At 72.2% G+C, this 17,079-nt stretch carries 15 protein-coding genes; 5 read left to right on the top strand and 10 right to left on the bottom strand.

All coding sequences use genetic code 11. The features are described from left to right. The first annotated feature begins 3 nt into the window (after positions 1-3). Positions 4-810, top strand: coding sequence for a class III extradiol ring-cleavage dioxygenase (locus CTJ15_RS08355; protein WP_099781466.1), 807 nt, complete (start codon positions 4-6; stop codon positions 808-810). Positions 811-853: 43 nt separating this feature from the next. Here CTJ15_RS08355 and CTJ15_RS08350 read toward each other — a convergent pair whose 3' ends face one another. From CTJ15_RS08350 to CTJ15_RS08330, 5 genes are all read right to left on the bottom strand, one after another. Further along, positions 854-2,113: a sorbosone dehydrogenase family protein gene (locus CTJ15_RS08350; protein ID WP_099781465.1), complete on the bottom strand. Its 1,260-nt coding sequence runs from the start codon at positions 2,111-2,113 to the stop codon at positions 854-856. A 92-nt stretch (positions 2,114-2,205) separates the two neighbouring features. Continuing rightward, a complete protein-coding gene (locus CTJ15_RS08345) occupies positions 2,206-3,138 on the bottom strand; it encodes a DUF697 domain-containing protein (protein WP_099781464.1) in 933 nt (310 codons plus the stop codon). After that, the gene (locus CTJ15_RS08340; protein ID WP_099781463.1) at positions 3,135-4,556 is read right to left on the bottom strand and encodes a YcjX family protein; all 1,422 of its coding nucleotides are present in this window, start codon (positions 4,554-4,556) and stop codon (positions 3,135-3,137) included. The genes CTJ15_RS08345 and CTJ15_RS08340 overlap by 4 nt, the downstream gene beginning before the upstream one ends. 7 nt (positions 4,557-4,563) lie before the next feature. Further along, on the bottom strand, positions 4,564-4,959 hold the full coding sequence (gloA, locus tag CTJ15_RS08335; RefSeq protein ID WP_075823721.1) for a lactoylglutathione lyase: 396 nt from the start codon (positions 4,957-4,959) through the stop codon (positions 4,564-4,566). A gap of 204 nt (positions 4,960-5,163) precedes the next feature. Further along, on the bottom strand, positions 5,164-6,168 hold the full coding sequence (locus tag CTJ15_RS08330) for an aldo/keto reductase (protein WP_099781462.1): 1,005 nt from the start codon (positions 6,166-6,168) through the stop codon (positions 5,164-5,166). 277 nt (positions 6,169-6,445) lie between these two features. Here CTJ15_RS08330 and CTJ15_RS08325 point away from each other — a divergent pair, with 277 nt between their 5' ends. Further along, complete coding sequence (locus tag CTJ15_RS08325) at positions 6,446-8,791, top strand: DUF4214 domain-containing protein (RefSeq protein ID WP_075822679.1); 2,346 nt, start codon at positions 6,446-6,448, stop codon at positions 8,789-8,791. 75 nt (positions 8,792-8,866) lie between these two features. On the opposite strand, the gene CTJ15_RS08320 is transcribed toward CTJ15_RS08325, so the two are convergent. From CTJ15_RS08320 to CTJ15_RS08300, 5 genes are read right to left on the bottom strand one after another with little or no spacing between them, the layout of a single operon-like run. Continuing rightward, positions 8,867-9,694 carry a phytanoyl-CoA dioxygenase family protein gene (locus tag CTJ15_RS08320; RefSeq protein ID WP_075822678.1) on the bottom strand — a complete coding sequence of 276 codons (828 nt, stop codon included), beginning with the start codon at positions 9,692-9,694 and terminating at the stop codon, positions 8,867-8,869. 19 nt (positions 9,695-9,713) lie between these two features. Beyond that, positions 9,714-10,448, bottom strand: coding sequence for an amino acid ABC transporter ATP-binding protein (locus CTJ15_RS08315; protein WP_019460664.1), 735 nt, complete (start codon positions 10,446-10,448; stop codon positions 9,714-9,716). A gap of 11 nt (positions 10,449-10,459) precedes the next feature. After that, a complete protein-coding gene (locus CTJ15_RS08310; RefSeq protein WP_019460663.1) occupies positions 10,460-11,110 on the bottom strand; it encodes an amino acid ABC transporter permease in 651 nt (216 codons plus the stop codon). Continuing rightward, positions 11,107-11,745: an amino acid ABC transporter permease gene (locus tag CTJ15_RS08305; protein WP_019460662.1), complete on the bottom strand. Its 639-nt coding sequence runs from the start codon at positions 11,743-11,745 to the stop codon at positions 11,107-11,109. The genes CTJ15_RS08310 and CTJ15_RS08305 overlap by 4 nt, the downstream gene beginning before the upstream one ends. 18 nt (positions 11,746-11,763) lie before the next feature. After that, complete coding sequence (locus CTJ15_RS08300; protein WP_099781461.1) at positions 11,764-12,645, bottom strand: transporter substrate-binding domain-containing protein; 882 nt, start codon at positions 12,643-12,645, stop codon at positions 11,764-11,766. Positions 12,646-12,830: 185 nt separating this feature from the next. Between CTJ15_RS08300 and CTJ15_RS08295 the strand changes: the two genes are divergently transcribed. The 3 genes from CTJ15_RS08295 (at position 12,831) to hutH (ending at position 17,079) form a co-directional block, all read left to right on the top strand. Beyond that, positions 12,831-13,817 (top strand): isopenicillin N synthase family oxygenase, encoded by a 987-nt coding sequence (locus CTJ15_RS08295; RefSeq protein ID WP_075822677.1) that lies wholly within the window; start codon positions 12,831-12,833, stop codon positions 13,815-13,817. Positions 13,818-13,885: 68 nt separating this feature from the next. Then, positions 13,886-15,583, top strand: a complete 1,698-nt coding sequence (gene hutU / locus CTJ15_RS08290; RefSeq protein WP_075821356.1) for a urocanate hydratase — start codon at positions 13,886-13,888, stop codon at positions 15,581-15,583. Continuing rightward, positions 15,580-17,079 (top strand): histidine ammonia-lyase, encoded by a 1,500-nt coding sequence (gene hutH, locus CTJ15_RS08285; protein WP_099781460.1) that lies wholly within the window; start codon positions 15,580-15,582, stop codon positions 17,077-17,079. Before hutU ends, hutH begins: the two co-directional genes overlap by 4 nt.

Raw genomic sequence — 17,079 nt, 5'->3', positions numbered from 1 at the left:
ACCATGACCACCCCGACACCCCGCCAACCCGTGATCTTCATTCCGCATGGCGGCGGCCCCTGCTTCTTCATGGACTGGCCGAACACCTGGGACCGGATGGCGGAACACCTGCGCGGCATCCCGCGGCGCCTGCCCGCGCGGCCGAAGGCGATCCTGGTCGTTTCCGGCCATTGGGAGACGGCGGTGCCCACCGTCACCACCGGCACGCAACCGCCGCTGCTCTTCGACTATCACGGCTTCCCGCCGCACACCTACGAGCTGCGCTACCCGGCCCCCGGCTCCCCGGAACTGGCGGCGCGGGTGCAGGAACTCCTGGGGCGGGCCGGGATCGAGTCCGCCGGGGACGCGGCGCGCGGCTTCGACCACGGCGTCTTCATCCCCTTCCTTCTGGCCTTTCCGGAGGCGGAGATCCCGGTGGTGGAGCTTTCCGTGCGCGAGGACCTGGACCCGGCGGCGCATCTCGCCCTGGGCCGGGCGCTGGCGCCGCTGCGGGACGAGGGCGTGCTGATCGTGGCAACCGGCATGACCTATCACAACCTCCGCCACTTCATGCGGCCGGATGGGGTGAACGACGAGGTGTCGGTGGCCTTCGACGGCTGGCTCGCCCAGGCCGTGACCGCACCGCCCGGGCAGCGCGACCGGCTGTTGCAGGACTGGGAGCAGGCCCCCGGCGCCCGCGCCTGCCATCCGCGCGAGGAGCACCTGATCCCGCTGCTCCTCGCCGCCGGCGCCGCCGGGGAGGACTCCGGCCAGCGCGACTACAGCGACCGGGTGATGGGCAAGGCGCTGTCCGGCTTCCGCTTCGGCTGACGCGGGCGGCGATGGCGGGGGTGCCTCCCCCGCCATGTCCGCGTCAGCCGGTGGCGGTGACGCGCCAGACGGTGTTGCCGCTGTCATCGGCCACCAGCAGCGCGCCCGCGGCATCCATGGCGACGCCGACCGGGCGGCCATACACCTGTCCCGTTTCCGGATCGGCCATGAAGCCGGTGAGGAAATCCCGCGCGGGACCGCTCGGGCGCCCATTGGCGAAGGGCAGGTAGAGCACGCGGTAGCCGGCGAAGGCCGTGCGGTTCCAGGAGCCGCGCTGGCCGATGAAGGCGCCGCCGCGCCATTCCGCCGGAAAGGCGCCGCCGGTGGAGAAATCCAGCCCGAGCGAGGCGGTGTGCGGCCCGAGCGCGTAGTCCGGCACGATGGCGCGGGCCACCAGCTCCCGCTCCCGGCTCCCCATCTTCTCCCGCATGCGGGGGTCGATGTGCGTCCCGAAATAGCTGAAGGGCCAGCCATAGAAGCCGCCCTGCCGCACATGGGTCAGGTAGTCGGGCACGAGGTCGTCGCCGATGTTGTCGCGCTCGTTCACCACGGTCCAGAGCTCGCCCGAGCCGGGTTCCCAGGCCATGCCGACGGGGTTGCGCAGCCCGCCGGCGAAGAGGCGCTCGTTCGAGCCGTCCAGATCCACCTGCAGGATGCAGGCGCGGCGGCGCTCGTTCTCCAGCCCGTGCTCGGCCACGTTGCTGCCGGACCCCACGCTGACGAAGAGGCTGCGCCCGTCCCGCGCCGGCAGCAGGTTGCGCGTCCAATGGTTGTTGTAGCCCCCGGCCGGCAGGTCGAGGAGCTTCCGCCCCGGCGCCGTGATCTTTCCGCGCCCATCATTCCAGGGAAAGCGCAGGAGCGCGTCGGTGTCGGCGACAAAGAGGGAATCGCCCAGCACCGCCATGCCAAAGGGCCGGTTCAGCCCCTCCAGCAGCAGGGTCCGGCCGCCGGCCTGGCCCGCGCGGTCCGGGGCGTGCAGCAGGGTGACGCGGTTGGCGCGCGGCGCCTCGGACACCAGCACCCGGCCGTCCGGCAGGGGCAGGATCATGCGGGGATTGTCGAGGTCCGTTCCGAAGGCCGTCACGGTGAAGCCCCGCGGCGCCTGCGGCCTCCGCCCGGCGGGCCAGCCGCCGCCATGGGAGCGGTTGACCACGCGGTGCGCCGTGTTCGGCGCGGGCAGGTCCGGCTGAGGCCCCATGCCCGGAAGCTGGCCGGGGCCGTGCTGGGCCAGGGCGCGGGCGGCGTGGCCTGCGGCGAGTCCCCCGGTGGCGAGACCGAGGAGAAGGTTGCGTCGAGGCGTCATGGTCGGCTGGCTCCTGTCGCGGCCGCGTCCCGGCGGCGGTGGCATTCCCAGCGCAACGTCCGAGGTGGCGGAACGCTTCGGAGGCGTGCGTCTCAGCGCTCGCCCTGGCCCCCGCCCACGAGGCCAGCCGGAGGCGTGCCGGGAGCGGGCACGATGCGGCAGGCGGCGGCGGCCGCGCGGGCCAGGGAGAGCATGCGCCGCGCCGCGACGGCCCCGGTGGCGGCCTCGCCCGCCAGCTTCTCCACCAGCGGGTTCGACACCACGGCGCGGGTCGCCGCATCGGCCAGGACATTGGTGGCCGCGACCGTGGCGGCGGAGAAGGCCGAGCGCCGCAGCAGCGCCACCGTGCCCGCGATGCCGGGCCGCAGCCCGTGCAGCGCCGCGACCTGCCGCACCAGCCGCACCGCGCGCCAGCCGAAGACCAGTGCATCCCAGGCCGGGGACGGGCTGATGGCGGTGGCGGCGAAGGCCTGCACCGCCGCGGTGCGGCCCAGGGCGATGGCCTGGGCATCCAGGGCGCGCAGCGGCCCGGCCTCCAGCAGGGCGCGCAGGGTGGGGATGTCGGGCGCCTCGCGCAGCGCCGGCAGGGTGTCGCGGGCGGCGGGCACGCGCGCCGCCCAGCGGATCGCATCCGCCTTGGCGCGGGCGAGGTCGCCCGTGGCCAGAGCCTCCCGCGTCCGGTCCACCGCGTCCAGCGCGGCCAGGGCACGAACCTCGCGCAGCCCGGCCCAGAAGATCAGGCCGAAGCCGAAGACCGCCACCAGCAGGGTGAGCCCGCCCAGGACCGGCCCGCGCTCAAACTGCGAGGCGACGAAATTCGCCGCGTCCAGCATCGACAGGCCGAGGATCAGCGAGGCCGCCCCCGTCGCGGCGAGGCTGAGGCTGGACCAGCCGCCGGTGCGCGGCTCCGCCACAGGCACCACCGCCTGTTCCCAGCGCAGGTCCAGCCGCTCGTCCGGGCGGGAGGGCGCCTCCTCCTCCAGGATCACGCGCGGGCCGGCGGGCGGGGTCCTCGGGTCGCTCACAGCAGGTCTCCGATCAGGCTGGCCAGCAGGCGGTCCAGCCCCAGATGCGGAACGCCGGAATGGCCGCCGGGCTCCAGCCGGGGCGGGCGGAAGACCGGCATGGCGAAATAAGGGGCGCTCCAATAAGCCGCGTCCGGCCGCCGCGCCGGCACCTGCCCGGGATCGACCCGCGCCCAGCGCCCGGTCTCCAGCAGCACGCCGCGCACGGCGGGCACGGCATGGCCGTCGCGCTCGGCCAGCGTGTCCTCGGTGCAGCGGAGCGCGGCGATGGCCTGCACCGAGACCTCCGCCCCCGCCGCCAGGACGCGGGCGCGGGGCGAGGAGACGAGGTCGCCCAGCAGCGCGGCGAGGTTCTCGCGCGAGGCTTCCGGCACATGGTCCGCCTTGGTCGCGGCGAAGGCGACATGGGACACCCCGGCGCCCGTGATCCAGTCGAGCCAGGAGCCGCCATAGCGCAGGCTCTCCGCGATCGCGGCCAGGGATTCCGCCGTGTCGTCGAAGGATTCGCGCCCGGCATGCAGCGCGCCCAGCACGTCCACCAGCACCGCCTGGCGGTCGAAGCGGCGGAAGACCGGCTCGAAGAAATGCGCCCGCTGGTCCTGGAGATAGGCGTCGTGGCGGCGGGACAGCAGCGCCGCCATCTCCCCGCCCCGGGCCGCCTCCGGCAGCGGAAAGAACCAGAGCAGCGGCGTTTCCCCGCGCGGCCCGGGATTGAGCACCCGGCCGGGCTGCAGGAAGCGCAGGCCCAGCTCGTCCCGGCAATGGCGCAGCGCGTCGCGGTAGAGCACCCAGCCACGGCGGACCAGCGCCTCCTCCGCCGTGGCGGCGGGCGGCAGGGCGCGGGCGAAATCCAGGAAGGCGCGCACCGGCTCGGCCCGGATGCGTTCCAGCCGCGCCAGCGTGGCGTCGGACCAGCCGGCATGCGTGCCGTTGAACATCGGCAGGTCCAGCAGCCATTCGCCCGGATAGTCGAGCAGTTCCAGCGTCACCTGCCGGTCGGGCAGGAGCTGGCCCCAGAAGTTCCTCCGGCGGATGGTGAGCGCCAGGGAGAGGGTCGAGAGGTCCTCTGTCCGCGCCGGCCATTGCGGCGGGTCGGCGGCGAGGGATTCCAGATGCGCCAGCGCGTCGAAGCGCGGCGTGTTCTCGGTGCCGGCGGGGACGAGCTGGACGGACAGGAGACGGCCGCCGGCCGCCTCCTCCAGCGCCGGCAGGGTGCGGGCGCGCGAGCCCGCCGCCAGCAGGTTGGCCACCAGCGAGGTCAGCATCACCGTCTTGCCGGCCCGCGACAGGCCGGTGACGGCGAGGCGCACCTTGTCACGCCCCGCGAGCGCGCGGGCGGCGTCCTCCGTTCCGGCCAGGACATCCCGCCACAGCCGGCTGGGCGTCCCGGTCAGCACATCCAGGGGCGACGGGCTCACCGCTGGATCAGGGGCGCTGGATCAGCTCGATCTTGTAGCCGTCCGGGTCCTCGACGAAGGCGATGATGGTGGTGCCGTGCTTCACCGGCCCGGCCTCGCGCGTCACCTTGCCGCCGCCGTTGCGCACCTTCTCGCAGGCCGCGGCCACGTCGGGCACGCCCACGGCGAGATGGCCGAAGCCGGTGCCGATCTCGTACTTGTCCACGCCGTAGTTGTAGGTCAGCTCGATCTCGCCGCCATTCTCCTTGTTGCCCTCGCCATAGCCGAGGAAGGCGAGCGTGTACTGGCCGGCGGGCACGTCGTTGCGGCGCAGCTCCTTCATGCCCAGCAGCTCGGTGTAGAACTTCACGCTGCGGTCGAGATCGCCGACGCGGATCATGGTGTGCAGGAAGCGTCCGGACATTCGGGGGTCTTTCTCCTCTATGGCGTTTCAGCGCCGGAGCGGGGGCCGCGTTTCAGCGTGCCCGGGACGTGGTGGGGCGGAAACCGCACCGGCATGTCCCGGCCCCGGAATCGGCGGGCACGGCGCCCACGCCAGGGCGGGCCGGGTCCCTAGCTGGCCCCGGCGCCGCCCGGGCGCAAGCCGCCGCCGGGCCGCGCGGGCCGGTCAGCCGGTCACGCGTCCCTCCACCGGATAGGCCGGGTCGGTGTAGCCAGGGGTGGAGGGGTGCCCGGCCGGCACCAGCCGGTCCACCAGCGCCTCGTCCTCCGCCGTGAAGCGGTGGTTCAGCGCGCCGAGATACTCCTCCCACTGCGCCTCGGTGCGCGGCCCGGCGATGGGCGCGGTGACGAGGCGGTTGTGCAGCAGCCAGGCCATGGCGAACTGGCCGGGGGTGATGCCGCGCGCCTGGGCGTGGCGCGCGATCTCCTGGGCGATCTCCAGGCTTTCGCGACGCCATTCGGTCTCCATCAGGCGCTTGTCGGCGCGTTCCGCCCGCGTGCCCGCCTCCGGCACCGCATCGGGGCGGTACTTGCCGGTCAGCACGCCCCGCGCCAACGGGCTGTAGGGGGCGACGCCCAGGCCGAAATGGGCGCAGGCCGGCAGGTGCTCCACCTCCGCCATGCGATTCAGCGCGTTGTAGAGCGGCTGGCTGACCACGGGCCGGTCGATGCCCGCCGCGTCGCAAAGGCGGCAGATCTCCGCCAGCCGCCAGGAGCGGAAGTTGGAAACGCCGAAATGGCGGATCTTCCCGGCGCGCACGAGATCCGCCATGGCGCGCACCGTCTCCTCCAGCGGCGTCTCGTGGTCCTCCTTGTGCAGGTAGAGGATGTCGATTGCCTCCACGCCCAGGCGGCGCAGGCTGGCTTCGGCGGCCAGGATGCAGTGGCGGCGCGACAGGCCGCGGTCGTTGGGCCCCTGCCCCGTCGGGTTGGCGAGCTTGGTGGCCAGCACCCACCAGTCGCGCTCGCCATGGATCAGGCGGCCGGTGATCTCCTCGGAGCGGCCGGCATTGTAGACATCCGCCGTGTCGATGAAGTTGATCCCGGCCTCCCGCGCCCGGGCCACGATGCGCCCGGCGACATCCTCCTCCGCCGGGCCGCCGAACATCATGGTGCCGAGGCAGAGCGGCGAAACCTTCAGGCCGCTGCGACCGAGCCTGCGATACTCCATGGAAGTCCTCCACCCTTGTCGTGCCGCCGCGATCCTAGGGCGGGCGATCCGGAATGCCGACCCCTCCAGCCCCCGCGAACCTCGGACCGGCCTTCAAAATGCAACCATAGGTTGTTGTTAAAAATCAGGTTTCTCCCGCCATTCTTTCGGTTTCGATCTGGTCGCGTGCCGATTCTTTCCCGATAACCACTGCTCCACGAGGGTTATCGCTATGGCGACGAGCAGCTTCACTCCGACAGGGCCCACCTTGGCCGGCCCCCTGACGACGGACGACCGGTTGGTCGTCGAAGCGGGCCAGGCGCTCGTCGTGACCGGCCTGGTGCTGGTCGGGGCCGTCTCGGATGCGGGGAGCCTGTCGGTTCCGGCCTCCTCGACCCTGGAAGTCGCCCGGAGTGGTGCGACGGAACAGAGCATCGACCTCTCGGGACGGATGGAGGTTGCGGGCACCGTCAGAGTGGACAACGGACAGGCCCTCGTCGCATCCCAGGGTGAGCTCGTTCTGGCCGGAGGCTATTTCGGCCCGCCCGTCATGGACGCGGGCTCGACGATCATGGTGCCGAGCTACGCCCAGAATCCTTCCATCAAGGTGGAGGGCCTGGTCCATGGCTATGGCGTCATGGGGGCCGGGCGCGAGTTCAGCCGCGGCCCGGCCCTGTACGGCACCATCGAGAACCTCGGGACGATCGTGGCGGATGCCCCCGGCCACCAGCTCTCCGTGGCCGCACGCACCTTCACCAACACCGGCGTGCTGGAGGCCGGGAGCGGCAGCACGCTTGACGTGCTCACCACCTCCTTCATGGGCGCGGGCACGCTGATCGTGCGCGATCATGGGCAGCTTCTGGCCGGCGCGGGCGTGAATCCGGACAGCCACATCATCCTCGACGGCCCCGACTCCCAGATGTCGGGGCATGTCTTCTTCATGGGCGCCCGCTTCACGCTCGAAGGCCACGACCAGATCGGGGTGAACGGCTATAACGGGGTGATCAACCGCTATGGCCTGACCCAGGTCGGCACCGCCGGCAGCCTGGAACTGCTGAACGGGCGCGACTTCCACTCGGTCAACACCATTGCCGACAACGGCAGCATCCTGCTCGGCGGGGGCGATTTCGATTCCGCCGGGCTGACCGTCGGTGCCACGGGCAGCTTCGCCGGGCATGGCAGCCTCGGCGGGACGGTGGTGAACAACGGCACCATCACCGCCCAGGGCGGGACGCTGGTGATCGACAGCGCCAGCCTCACCGGCACGGGCGGCTTCGCGATCCAGGCCGGGGCGGAGCTCAGCCTGGGCGACCGGGTGGCGGACAATGCGGCGGCGGGGATCGGCACGCTGGGCACGGATGTCGGCATCCGCTTCCTGGGCGCGACCGGCACGCTGAGCATCGAGGAGGCGGGCGATTTCCATGCCTCCGTCGCGGGCTTCGGCATCGGCAACCGCATCGACCTGATGAACGAGAGCATCGGCTTCGGCATGCTCAACGCCGATGGCACGGCGAGCCTCTATGGCAGCGGGGCGCAGGCGGGCGAGCTGGTCGCCGTCCTGTCGATGAAGGACCTGCGCTCCGGCCATTTCGTCACGGTTACCGGCGACGGCCGTGGCGGCACGCTGGTCGGGCTGAGCGACAGCGATCCCGGCCTCGTGCACATGGTCCAGGGCGGCGCGGGCGACGACCGGCTGAGCCTGGACGGCCATGCGCTGAACCATGTCGATGGCGGCGGCGGCCACGACAGGCTGGTGCTGGGCGCCGTCGGGCTTCGCGGCAGCGAGGTCGCCATCCAGGCGGACGGCACCCTGCTGCTGCAGGCCGGCGGCGCGGCCGCCGTGCTGCGCGACGTGGAGGAGGTGCGCTTCGCCGATGGCCGCATGGTCTTCGACCTGCACGACCCGGCGGCGGAGGTCATGCGCCTCTATGGCGCGGCGCTGGGGCGCTCGCCGGACCCGGCCGGGCTGAACCACTTCATCGATGCGCTGGACGGCGGGCAGAGCCTGGCCGGCATCGCCACCGGCTTCCTGAACAGCCGCGAATTCGCCTTGCGCTACGGCAGCCTCGACGACACGGGGTTCGTCACCCGCCTCTACAGCAATGTCCTGGGCCGCGCGCCTGATGCCGAGGGGCTGTCCTTCCACATCACCAACCTCGCCCATGGCATGTCGCGCGAGGAGCTCCTGGTCAGCTTCTCGGAAAGCCAGGAGAACATCGCCCGCACCGCCCCGGTGGTGCAGGCGGGGATCTGGGATGCCGACGAGACCGCCATGCGGGTCGCCCGCCTCTACGACGCCACCTTCGGCCGCCACCCGGATGCGGGCGGGTTGCAGTTCTGGGCGGACCGCATCGAGAGCGGCGCCCTCGCGCTCGCCGGCGTCGCACGAGGCTTCGAGGGCAGCGCGGAATTCCAGGCGAGCTATGCCGGGCTGGACAATGCCGGCTTCGTCACCCGGCTCTACCAGAACGCCCTGCACCGGGCGCCGGACGCGGGCGGGCTCGCGAACTGGACGGCGAATCTCGACGCGCATGTCCTCAGCCGCGCCGAGGTGCTGCTCGCCTTCTCGGAAAGCGCGGAGCACCAGATGCTGACCGCGGACCTGACGGGCAGCACCTCCGGCCACGGCATCGCCTTCGCCTGATGGCCTCCGCCCGGCGGTCCTCGTCCGGGGCCGTCCGCGCGGAACCGGCCGCAGCGGCCGGTCCCACGATGGCGCTCAGGCGCGCCGGACGACCGGGAAGACCGAGCTGTCCATCGGTCCGCCCGGTTCCGGCGCGCCCGGCAGCGGCGGCGGCGACATGAAGCCGTTCCGCAGCACATAGGTCGCGTCGTCGCCCGTCCAGCGCGATGACACGGCGCGGCGCCGCGTCGGCAGGTGATTGCCCGGCGCGCCGTGCAGGGTGAGGCCCTGGAAGACCACGCAGTCGCCCGGCGCCAGGTCCCAGCCGAGCAGGCGATTCTCCCGCTTCACCTGCTCCATGTCCGGCATGGTCTCGAACTCGTCGGTCGGATGGTCCTTCTGGTCGGCGAAGCGCTTCGGGCGGAACCAGCGGCCCCAGCGGTGCGAGCCGGCCACGTACTCCACCCCGGCCTCGCGCGGCACCGGCTCCAGCGCCATCCAGAGCGAGCAGACCTGGAAGCCGTCCACCGTCCAGTAGGGCTGGTCGTGGTGCCAGGGCGTCGGCTCCAGCGTGCCCGGTTCCTTCACCAGCACATGCTCGTGGAAGAGGTTCACCTTGCGCGAGCCCATCAGCCGCCCGACGATCTCCGCCGCCGGGGAATGGAACAGGAATTCCCGGTATTCCGGGATGCGCTGCCAGTTGCAGTAGTCGGCGAAGAACATGCCGGGCTTGCCCTCCGGGGTGTAGCGCTTCCCCATCGGCCCGGGCTCCTCCATGTTGCGCTCGATGCCGCGGTCCAGCATCGCCAGCCATTCCGGGCCGAAGGCGCCGCGGACGCGGACGGCGCCGTCCCTGTCGTAATCCGCGCGCAATGCGTCGAGCTGGGCCGCGAGGGCTTCCGGCAAGGTGGCGGTGGCAGACATGTCCTGTTTTCCTTCGGGGCTAGCCCGCCGCCCAGGCGACGCGGCCGAGATAGGTGGCGAGGAAGCGCCGCAGCCGCTCTTCCGCCGGATGGGTGAAGACCTCCTGCGCCGGCCCGTCCACCAGCACCCGCCCGGCCTCCATGAACAGGGCGCGCGTGGCGACGGAGGCGATGAAGCCCATCTCGTGGCTGACCACGAGCATGGTCAGCCCGTCCTTCGCGAGGTCGCGGATCACGTCCAGCACCTCGGTGGTCAGCTCCGGGTCGAGGCTGGCCGTCGGTTCGTCGAAGAGCACGAGGCGCGGCCGCGAGGCCAGGGTGCGGGCGATGGCCACGCGCTGCTGCTGCCCGCCGGACAGGGTGGCGGGCTTGCGCCCGGCCTGCTGCGTCAGCCCCACCCGGGCCAGCATGCGCTGCGCGATCTCCCGCGCCTCGGCGCGCGGCATCTTCCGCGCCACGCGCAGCGGCATGGCCACGTTCTCCTCGGCGGAAAGGTGCGGCCAGAGGGCGAAGTTCTGGAAAACCATGCCAATGGCGCCGTCGCCGGGGCGGGCCTGCCTGCCCTCCACCGTCACGCGGCCCCCGCTCAGCGGGTCGAGCCCGGCGATGCAGCGCAGCAGCGAGGACTTGCCGGAGCCGGAGGGGCCGATGATGCCCAGCACCTCGCCCCGGGCCACGGAAAGGTCGATGTCGCGCAGGATCTCCACGTCGCCGACCCGGCGCTGGAGGTTCTCGACGCGCAGGAGCTCGCTCATTCCCCTCTCCCTCAGGCCGCCAGGAGCCGCGCGGTCACGCGTTCCGCACGCCGTCCGGCCACGGCCATGATCTCCACCAGTGCCCAGTAGAAGACCGCCAGCACCGCCATGGCCGGGGCATAGGCGAAGGTGGCGCTGCCGACGCCGGTCACGCGGAAGGTGATCTCGGGCACGGTGATGATCGACAGGACGGCCGTTTCCTTCAGCAGGATCACGGTCAGGTTCACGATGGCGGGCAGCGCCGCCAGCGCCGCGCCCGGCAGCAGCACGCGCAGCACGGATTGCGCACCGTTCAGCCCGGCCAGCCGCGCGGCCTCCATCTGGGCGGGCGGCACGGCGACGAAGCCGCCCCGGAAGACCTCGGAATAGTAGGCGCCGCCATAAACGGTCAGCGCCAGCATTCCGGCCAGGACGGGCGAGAGGTCCAGCCCGATGAAGGGACCGCCGTAGTAGAGCAGGAAGGACTGCACCAGGAAGGGCGTGCCGCGCACCACCTCGACCAGCACCGCCAGCAGCCAGCCCAGCGGGCGCGGGCCGAGATGCCGGCCGCAGGCGACCAGCAGGCCGAGCACGAGGCCCAGCGCCGCGCCGCCCAGCCAGACCAGCAGCGTCAGCGGCAGCCCGTTCAGCGCCGCGACGAAGGATTGCTGCAGGACGTTCACGGGACGCGCCTCCGTGCCGAGCCGATGCCGAGCAGGACGAGGTTCAGCGCCAGGTAGAAGAGCCCGGCCAGGGCATAGGATTCCAGCGGCATGAAGGTGCTGGCGGCGATGGCCTGGGAGTTGCGCGTGATCTCCGAGATCCCCACCACCGAGACCAGGGCGGAAGCCTTGAGGATCATCGTCGCCTCTCCGACCAGGGCGGGGCGCATGGCGGCCAGCGCGATGGGCAGGCGGATGCGCAGGAAGGTCTGGCGCGGCGTCAGCCCGGCGAGCAGCGCGGCCTCCAGCGCCGGCCTCGGCACGGTGGAAAGCCCGCCGCGCAGGATCTCCCCCGCATAGGCGGCGCAGCAGAGGCCGAGCGTGCCCACCGCCGCCACCCAGGGCGAGAGGTGCAGGCCCAGGAAGGGCAGCGCGTAGTAGGAGAGCAGGAGCTGCACCAGCAGCGGCACGCCGCGGAAGAAGGAGACGTAGAGACGCGCGAAGAGACGCGCCCCCGCCGAGCGGGCGGTGGCGGCGGCGGCGATCAGCGCGCCGAGCGAGAAGCCGATGGCGATGCCGGCCAGGGACACCAGGATGGTGTTTCCCGCCCCGCGCAGCAGGGCGGGCCAGGCCTCCGCCAGGAACGCGGCGTCCAAGCTGTCAGGCCGTCCGGGTCAGACGGCGGGGTCGGTCACGCGGGCCGGCACGTCGAAGCTCTGGCCGAACCACTTCTCCTGGATCTTCGCCAGCCGCCCGTCGCCGCGCATCTTGTCCAGCGCCGCGTCCACCGCGTCGAGCAGCGGCTTGCTGGCCTCGTCCTTGCGGCCAAGGAAGCCGAAATAGCTCTTGGCGCCGAAGGTGGGCAGGACCACGGCGAAGACGTTCGGGCGCTGCTTGGCGGTATAGGCGATGTTGGGCAGGGAGTTCCCCACGGCGACGATGCGCCCGGCGGCGAGGTCGGCATAGGCCTCCGAGAAGGAGACGTATTCCCGCACCTCCGTCTTGCCGGGCAGCTTGCCCACGAATTCCTGCGTCTGGGCGAGCTGCGAGGTCGCCTTGCCGGAGCCCACCGCCTTGCCCGCCACATCCTCGGGCTTGGTGATCCCCTTCTCGCCGGCGCGCTTCAGGAAGGCGACCGTGGCCTCCGCCACGGGGGCGGTGAAGCGGTAGCGTTCGGAGCGGGCCCTGGTGATGGTCGCGGGGCCGGCCACCATGTCGTAGTTCCCGGCATCCAGCCCCGGCAGCACGGATTCCCAGGGCAGGTCCTGGAACTCTACCTTCACGCCCAGCTCCTTGCCGATCTCGGCGAAGGTATCGGCGTTCAGCCCGACCTGCTTGCCGCCCTCGGTGAAGTCGAAGGGGGCGAAGTGGAATTCCGAGGCGACATTCAGCACGCCGGCGCTCTTCGCCTTGGCCAGCGCGTCCTGCGCCCGGGCGAGGCGCGGCGCCGCCAGGGTGAGGGCCGCCGCGGCGCCGAGCAGCGCCAGCGGGCGCCGCCCGATCGCGGCGACCCCACGGGCGAAAGCCGGGGACGGCCGGGTGGGAAGATCCGTCATGCCTCATCTCCATGCCGGGCCTCCATCATGCGGGCACGCGGGAACGCGCGCTCCTTTGCGGGGAGACCTCCGGGAATTCCAGACCGAGCCGTGCCGCGGCGTTCCCGCCGTCTTTCGGGATGCAGGTTGACCTGCCCTGCCCGCCTCGTAAAGCTCTGCGCCGGAAGCTTTCCGAGGGTATCCCCATGTCCGCCTCCGTCGCGCCGGCCACCCTGCCCATCATCGACATCGCCGGGCTGCGCGCGGGCCATCCGGGGGCGCTGGAACGCGCGGCGGCGGAGATCCACGCTGCCTGCACCGGCCCGGGCTTCTTCTACATCCGTGGCCACGGGGTGCATGAGGGCGTGATCGCCGCCGCGGTGGACGCCGCCCGCGCCTTCTTCGCCCTGCCGGAGGACACCAAGCGCCAGGTCGCCGCCAATCGGCTGCACCGCGGCTGGCATGCCATGGGCGGGGCGCTGATGGAGGGCGCGAGGCACACCGACCGGAAGGAGTTCTTCTCCATCGGGCTGGAACTGCCGGAAAGCGACGCGGCGGTGCGGGCGGGCGAGCCGCTGCGCGGGCCGAACCAGTGGCCCGCCTTCGTGCCGGCCATGCAGCCGGCCTTCGCCGACTATTTCCGCGAGATCGGCCTCGCCGGGGCGGCGCTGCTGTCGGCCGTGGCGGCGAGCCTCGGCCTGCCGCCGGATTTCTTCGCCGCCTCCTACCGCAAGCCGCTGCAACGGACCCAGGCCATCTACTACCCGCCCCGGTCCGAGGGCGCGGGCGAGGACGAATTCGGCGTGGCGCCACACACGGATTTCGGCTGCCTGACCCTGCTGTGGCAGGATGGCAATGGCGGCCTCCAGGTGCGGGAGCGGCAGAGCGGCGGCTGGATCGACGCGCCGCCCCTGCCCGGCACGCTGGTGGTGAATGTGGGCGACCTGCTCGGGCGCTGGAGCAACGACCGCTTCGCCTCCACCCCGCACCGGGTGATCAACCGCTCGGGGCGGGAACGCTTCTCCATCGCCACCTTCTACGACCCGGATTTCGGCGCCATGGTCGATCCCCGCGCCCTGGGCGCCGCGGAAGGCGAGGCGCGCTACGAGCCGGTCACCGCCGGGCAGCATATCCTGAACCGCTTCGACCAGGCCTTCGGCTACCGCAAGCGCCTCGCCGCAGCCCAGGGCTGACGCCGGGGCCCGTCCGCGGCCCCGCCCGCCCTGCCCCCTCTTTCCACGCCGCGAAGGGACCCCCGCCCATGCCGGATTCCGCCGCCGAGAGCCACCGCTTCCGCAACGCCCCGGCCATCCGCGCCCCGCGCGGGCCGGAGATCAGCGCGCGCCACTGGACCACCGAGGCCGCGCTGCGGATGCTGATGAACAACCTCGACGACGAGGTGGCGGAGCGGCCGGAGGAACTGGTCGTCTATGGCGGCATCGGCCGCGCCGCGCGGGACTGGCAGTGTTACGAGGCCATCGTGGCGACGCTGCGCCGGCTGACCGGGACACAGACCCTGCTGGTGCAGTCGGGCAAGCCGGTCGGGGTCTTCGAGACCCATGCCGATGCGCCGCGCGTGCTGATCGCCAATTCCAACATCGTGCCGCACTGGGCGAACTGGGAGCATTTCTCCGAGCTCGATCGTAAGGGGCTGATGATGTACGGCCAGATGACGGCCGGTTCCTGGATCTATATCGGCTCCCAGGGCATCGTGCAGGGCACCTACGAGACCTTTGCCGAGGCCGGGCGGCAGCATTTCGGCGGCAGCCTCGCGGGACGCTGGATCCTGACCGCCGGGCTCGGCGGCATGGGCGGGGCGCAGCCCCTGGCCGGGGTCTTCGCCGGGGCCTGCGTGCTGGCGGTGGAATGCCAGCCTTCCCGCATCGAGAAGCGATTGCAGACCCGCTACCTCGACGAGAAGGCCGACGATCTCGACACCGCGCTGGCGATGATCCGCAAGGCCCGCGACGAGAAGCGCGCCATCAGCGTCGGACTGCTCGGCAACGCGGCGGAGGTCTTCCCGGAACTGGTGCGGCGCGGCGTGGTGCCGGACATCGTCACCGACCAGACCTCGGCGCACGACCCGGCCAACGGCTACCTCCCCGCCGGCTGGACGCTGGACCAGTGGGAGCGCGGGCGGGAGCGCGACCTGCAATCCGTGGCCGCCGCGGCAAAGCGATCCATGGTCGCGCATGTGCAGGCGATGCTGGACTTCCAGCGCCTGGGCGCCGTCGTGATGGATTACGGCAACAACATCCGCCAGATGGCGCAGGACGAGGGGCTGGAAGGCGCCTTCGGTTTCCCGGGCTTCGTGCCCGCCTATATCCGCCCGCTCTTCTGCCGCGGAATCGGCCCTTTCCGCTGGGCGGCGCTGTCCGGCGATCCGGAGGACATCTACCGCACCGATGCCAAGGTGAAGGAGCTGATCCCCGACGACGCGCACCTGCACAACTGGCTCGACATGGCGCGGGAGCGGATCGCCTTCCAGGGCCTGCCCGCGCGCATCTGCTGGGTCGGGCTGGGGCAGCGGCACCGGCTCGGCCTCGCCTTCAACGATATGGTGGCGAAGGGTGAGCTGAAGGCCCCCGTGGTGATCGGCCGCGACCATCTCGATTCCGGCTCCGTCGCCTCCCCGAACCGGGAGACCGAGGCGATGCGCGACGGGTCCGGCACGGTGTCCGACTGGCCGCTGCTGAACGCCCTTCTCAACACCGCCTCCGGCGCCACATGGGTCTCCCTGCATCATGGAGGGGGAGTCGGCATGGGCTATTCGCAACATGCGGGGATGGTGATCGTGGCGGACGGCACGCCGGAGGCGGAACGGCGGCTGCGGCGGGTGCTGTGGAACGACCCCGCCACCGGCGTGATGCGCCATGCCGATGCGGGCTACGAGATCGCCATCGACTGCGCCCGGGAACAGGGGCTCGACCTCCCGATGCTCGCCGGAGGCCAGCCATGATCACGCCGGGACAGGCACCGCTCGACGCGCTGCGCGCCGTCATGGCGGGCGAGGCGCTGGAACTCCCCCCCGGCTGGGAGGGACCGATGCGCGCCTCCTGCGACGCGCTCGCCGCGCGGCTGGCGGCGGGGGACACGATGTATGGCGTGAACACCGGCTTCGGGAAGCTCGCCAGCACGCGGATCAGCGATCCCGATCTCGTGCAGCTCCAGCTCAACCTGATCCGCAGCCACGCGGCGGGGGTGGGCGAGCCGCTGCCGGACGCGGTGGTGCGGCTGGTGCTGGCGCTGAAGGCGCTCTCCCTGGCGCGCGGCGCATCGGCGGCGCAGCCCTCCACGGTGGAGGCGCTGCTGGCCCTGCTGAACGGCAACGTCCTGCCGGTGATCCCGGCGCGCGGCTCGGTCGGCGCCTCGGGCGATCTCGCCCCTCTCGCCCACCTGTCCCTGGTGCTGATCGGCGAGGGACAGGCCATGGAGCTCGGCGCCACCGTGCCCGGCGCCGTGGCGCTGAAGCGGCTGGGGCTGAAGCCGCTGGCCCTGGGCCCCAAGGAGGGGCTGGCGCTGCTCAACGGCACGCAGGTCTCCACCGCCCTGGCGCTCGCCGGCCATTTCGCGGCCGAGGATCTCTGGCGGACGGCGCTGGTCTCCGGCGCGCTCAGCACCGAGGGGGCGCGCGGCTCCGACACGCCCTTCGACCCGCGCATCCATGCGCTGCGCGGCCAGGAGGGGCAGATCCGCAGCGCCGCGATCCTGTGCGCGCTGATGGCCGGCAGCGCCGTCCGCGACAGCCACCGCGACAACGACCCGCGGGTGCAGGACCCCTATTCCCTGCGCTGCCAGCCCCAGGTGATGGGCGCCTGCCTCGACACGCTGGAGCACGTGGCGAAGGTACTGGCGCGGGAGGCCAATGCCGTCACCGACAACCCACTGGTGACGGAGGATGGCGACGTCCTGTCCGGCGGCAACTTCCATGCCGAGCCGGTGGCCTTCGCCGCCGACCACCTCGCCCTGGTGCTGGCCGAGATCGGCGCCCTGGCGGAGCGGCGCATCGCTCTGCTGGTCGATCCGGTGCTTTCCGGCCTGCCGGCCTTCCTGGTGAGGGAGGGCGGGCTGAATTCCGGCTTCATGATCGCCCAGGTGACGGCGGCGGCGCTGGTGGCGGAGAACCGCGCCCTGGCCACGCCGCGCAGCGTGGACAGCCTGCCCACCAGCGCCAACCAGGAGGACCATGTCAGCATGGCCACCGGAGCCGGGCTGCGCCTGGCGCAGATGGCGCGGAACCTGACCGACATCCTGGCCATCGAGCTGCTCTGCGGCGCCCAGGCGGTGGAGTTCCACCGGCCGCTGCAATCCTCGCCGGCGCTGGAGCGGGCGCATGCCCTGGTGCGCGGCGTGGCCGAGCCCTGGGAGCGGGACCGCCAGATGGCGCCCGACATCGCCGCCGTCTCGCGCCTGATCCAGAAGGGCGGCTTCGCGGGCCTCTGCCCCGCCGTGTGA

Source organism: Roseomonas sp. FDAARGOS_362 (assembly GCF_002754815.1).
GTDB classification, from domain to species: domain Bacteria; phylum Pseudomonadota; class Alphaproteobacteria; order Acetobacterales; family Acetobacteraceae; genus Roseomonas; species Roseomonas mucosa.
This window is presented reverse-complemented; position numbering and strand designations above follow the sequence as displayed.

Bases quoted from the DNA above. Each gene is read 5' to 3' on its own strand.
- CTJ15_RS08355 (WP_099781466.1), top strand. From the start codon at position 4: ATGACCACCCCGACACCCCGCCAACCCGTGATCTTCATTCCGCATGGC.
- CTJ15_RS08350 (WP_099781465.1), bottom strand. From the start codon at position 2,113: ATGACGCCTCGACGCAACCTTCTCCTCGGTCTCGCCACCGGGGGACTC.
- gloA (WP_075823721.1), bottom strand. From the start codon at position 4,959: ATGTCCGGACGCTTCCTGCACACCATGATCCGCGTCGGCGATCTCGAC.
- CTJ15_RS08330 (WP_099781462.1), bottom strand. From the start codon at position 6,168: ATGGAGTATCGCAGGCTCGGTCGCAGCGGCCTGAAGGTTTCGCCGCTC.
- CTJ15_RS08320 (WP_075822678.1), bottom strand. From the start codon at position 9,694: ATGTCTGCCACCGCCACCTTGCCGGAAGCCCTCGCGGCCCAGCTCGAC.
- CTJ15_RS08315 (WP_019460664.1), bottom strand. From the start codon at position 10,448: ATGAGCGAGCTCCTGCGCGTCGAGAACCTCCAGCGCCGGGTCGGCGAC.
- CTJ15_RS08300 (WP_099781461.1), bottom strand. From the start codon at position 12,645: ATGACGGATCTTCCCACCCGGCCGTCCCCGGCTTTCGCCCGTGGGGTC.
- CTJ15_RS08295 (WP_075822677.1), top strand. From the start codon at position 12,831: ATGTCCGCCTCCGTCGCGCCGGCCACCCTGCCCATCATCGACATCGCC.
- hutU (WP_075821356.1), top strand. From the start codon at position 13,886: ATGCCGGATTCCGCCGCCGAGAGCCACCGCTTCCGCAACGCCCCGGCC.
- hutH (WP_099781460.1), top strand. From the start codon at position 15,580: ATGATCACGCCGGGACAGGCACCGCTCGACGCGCTGCGCGCCGTCATG.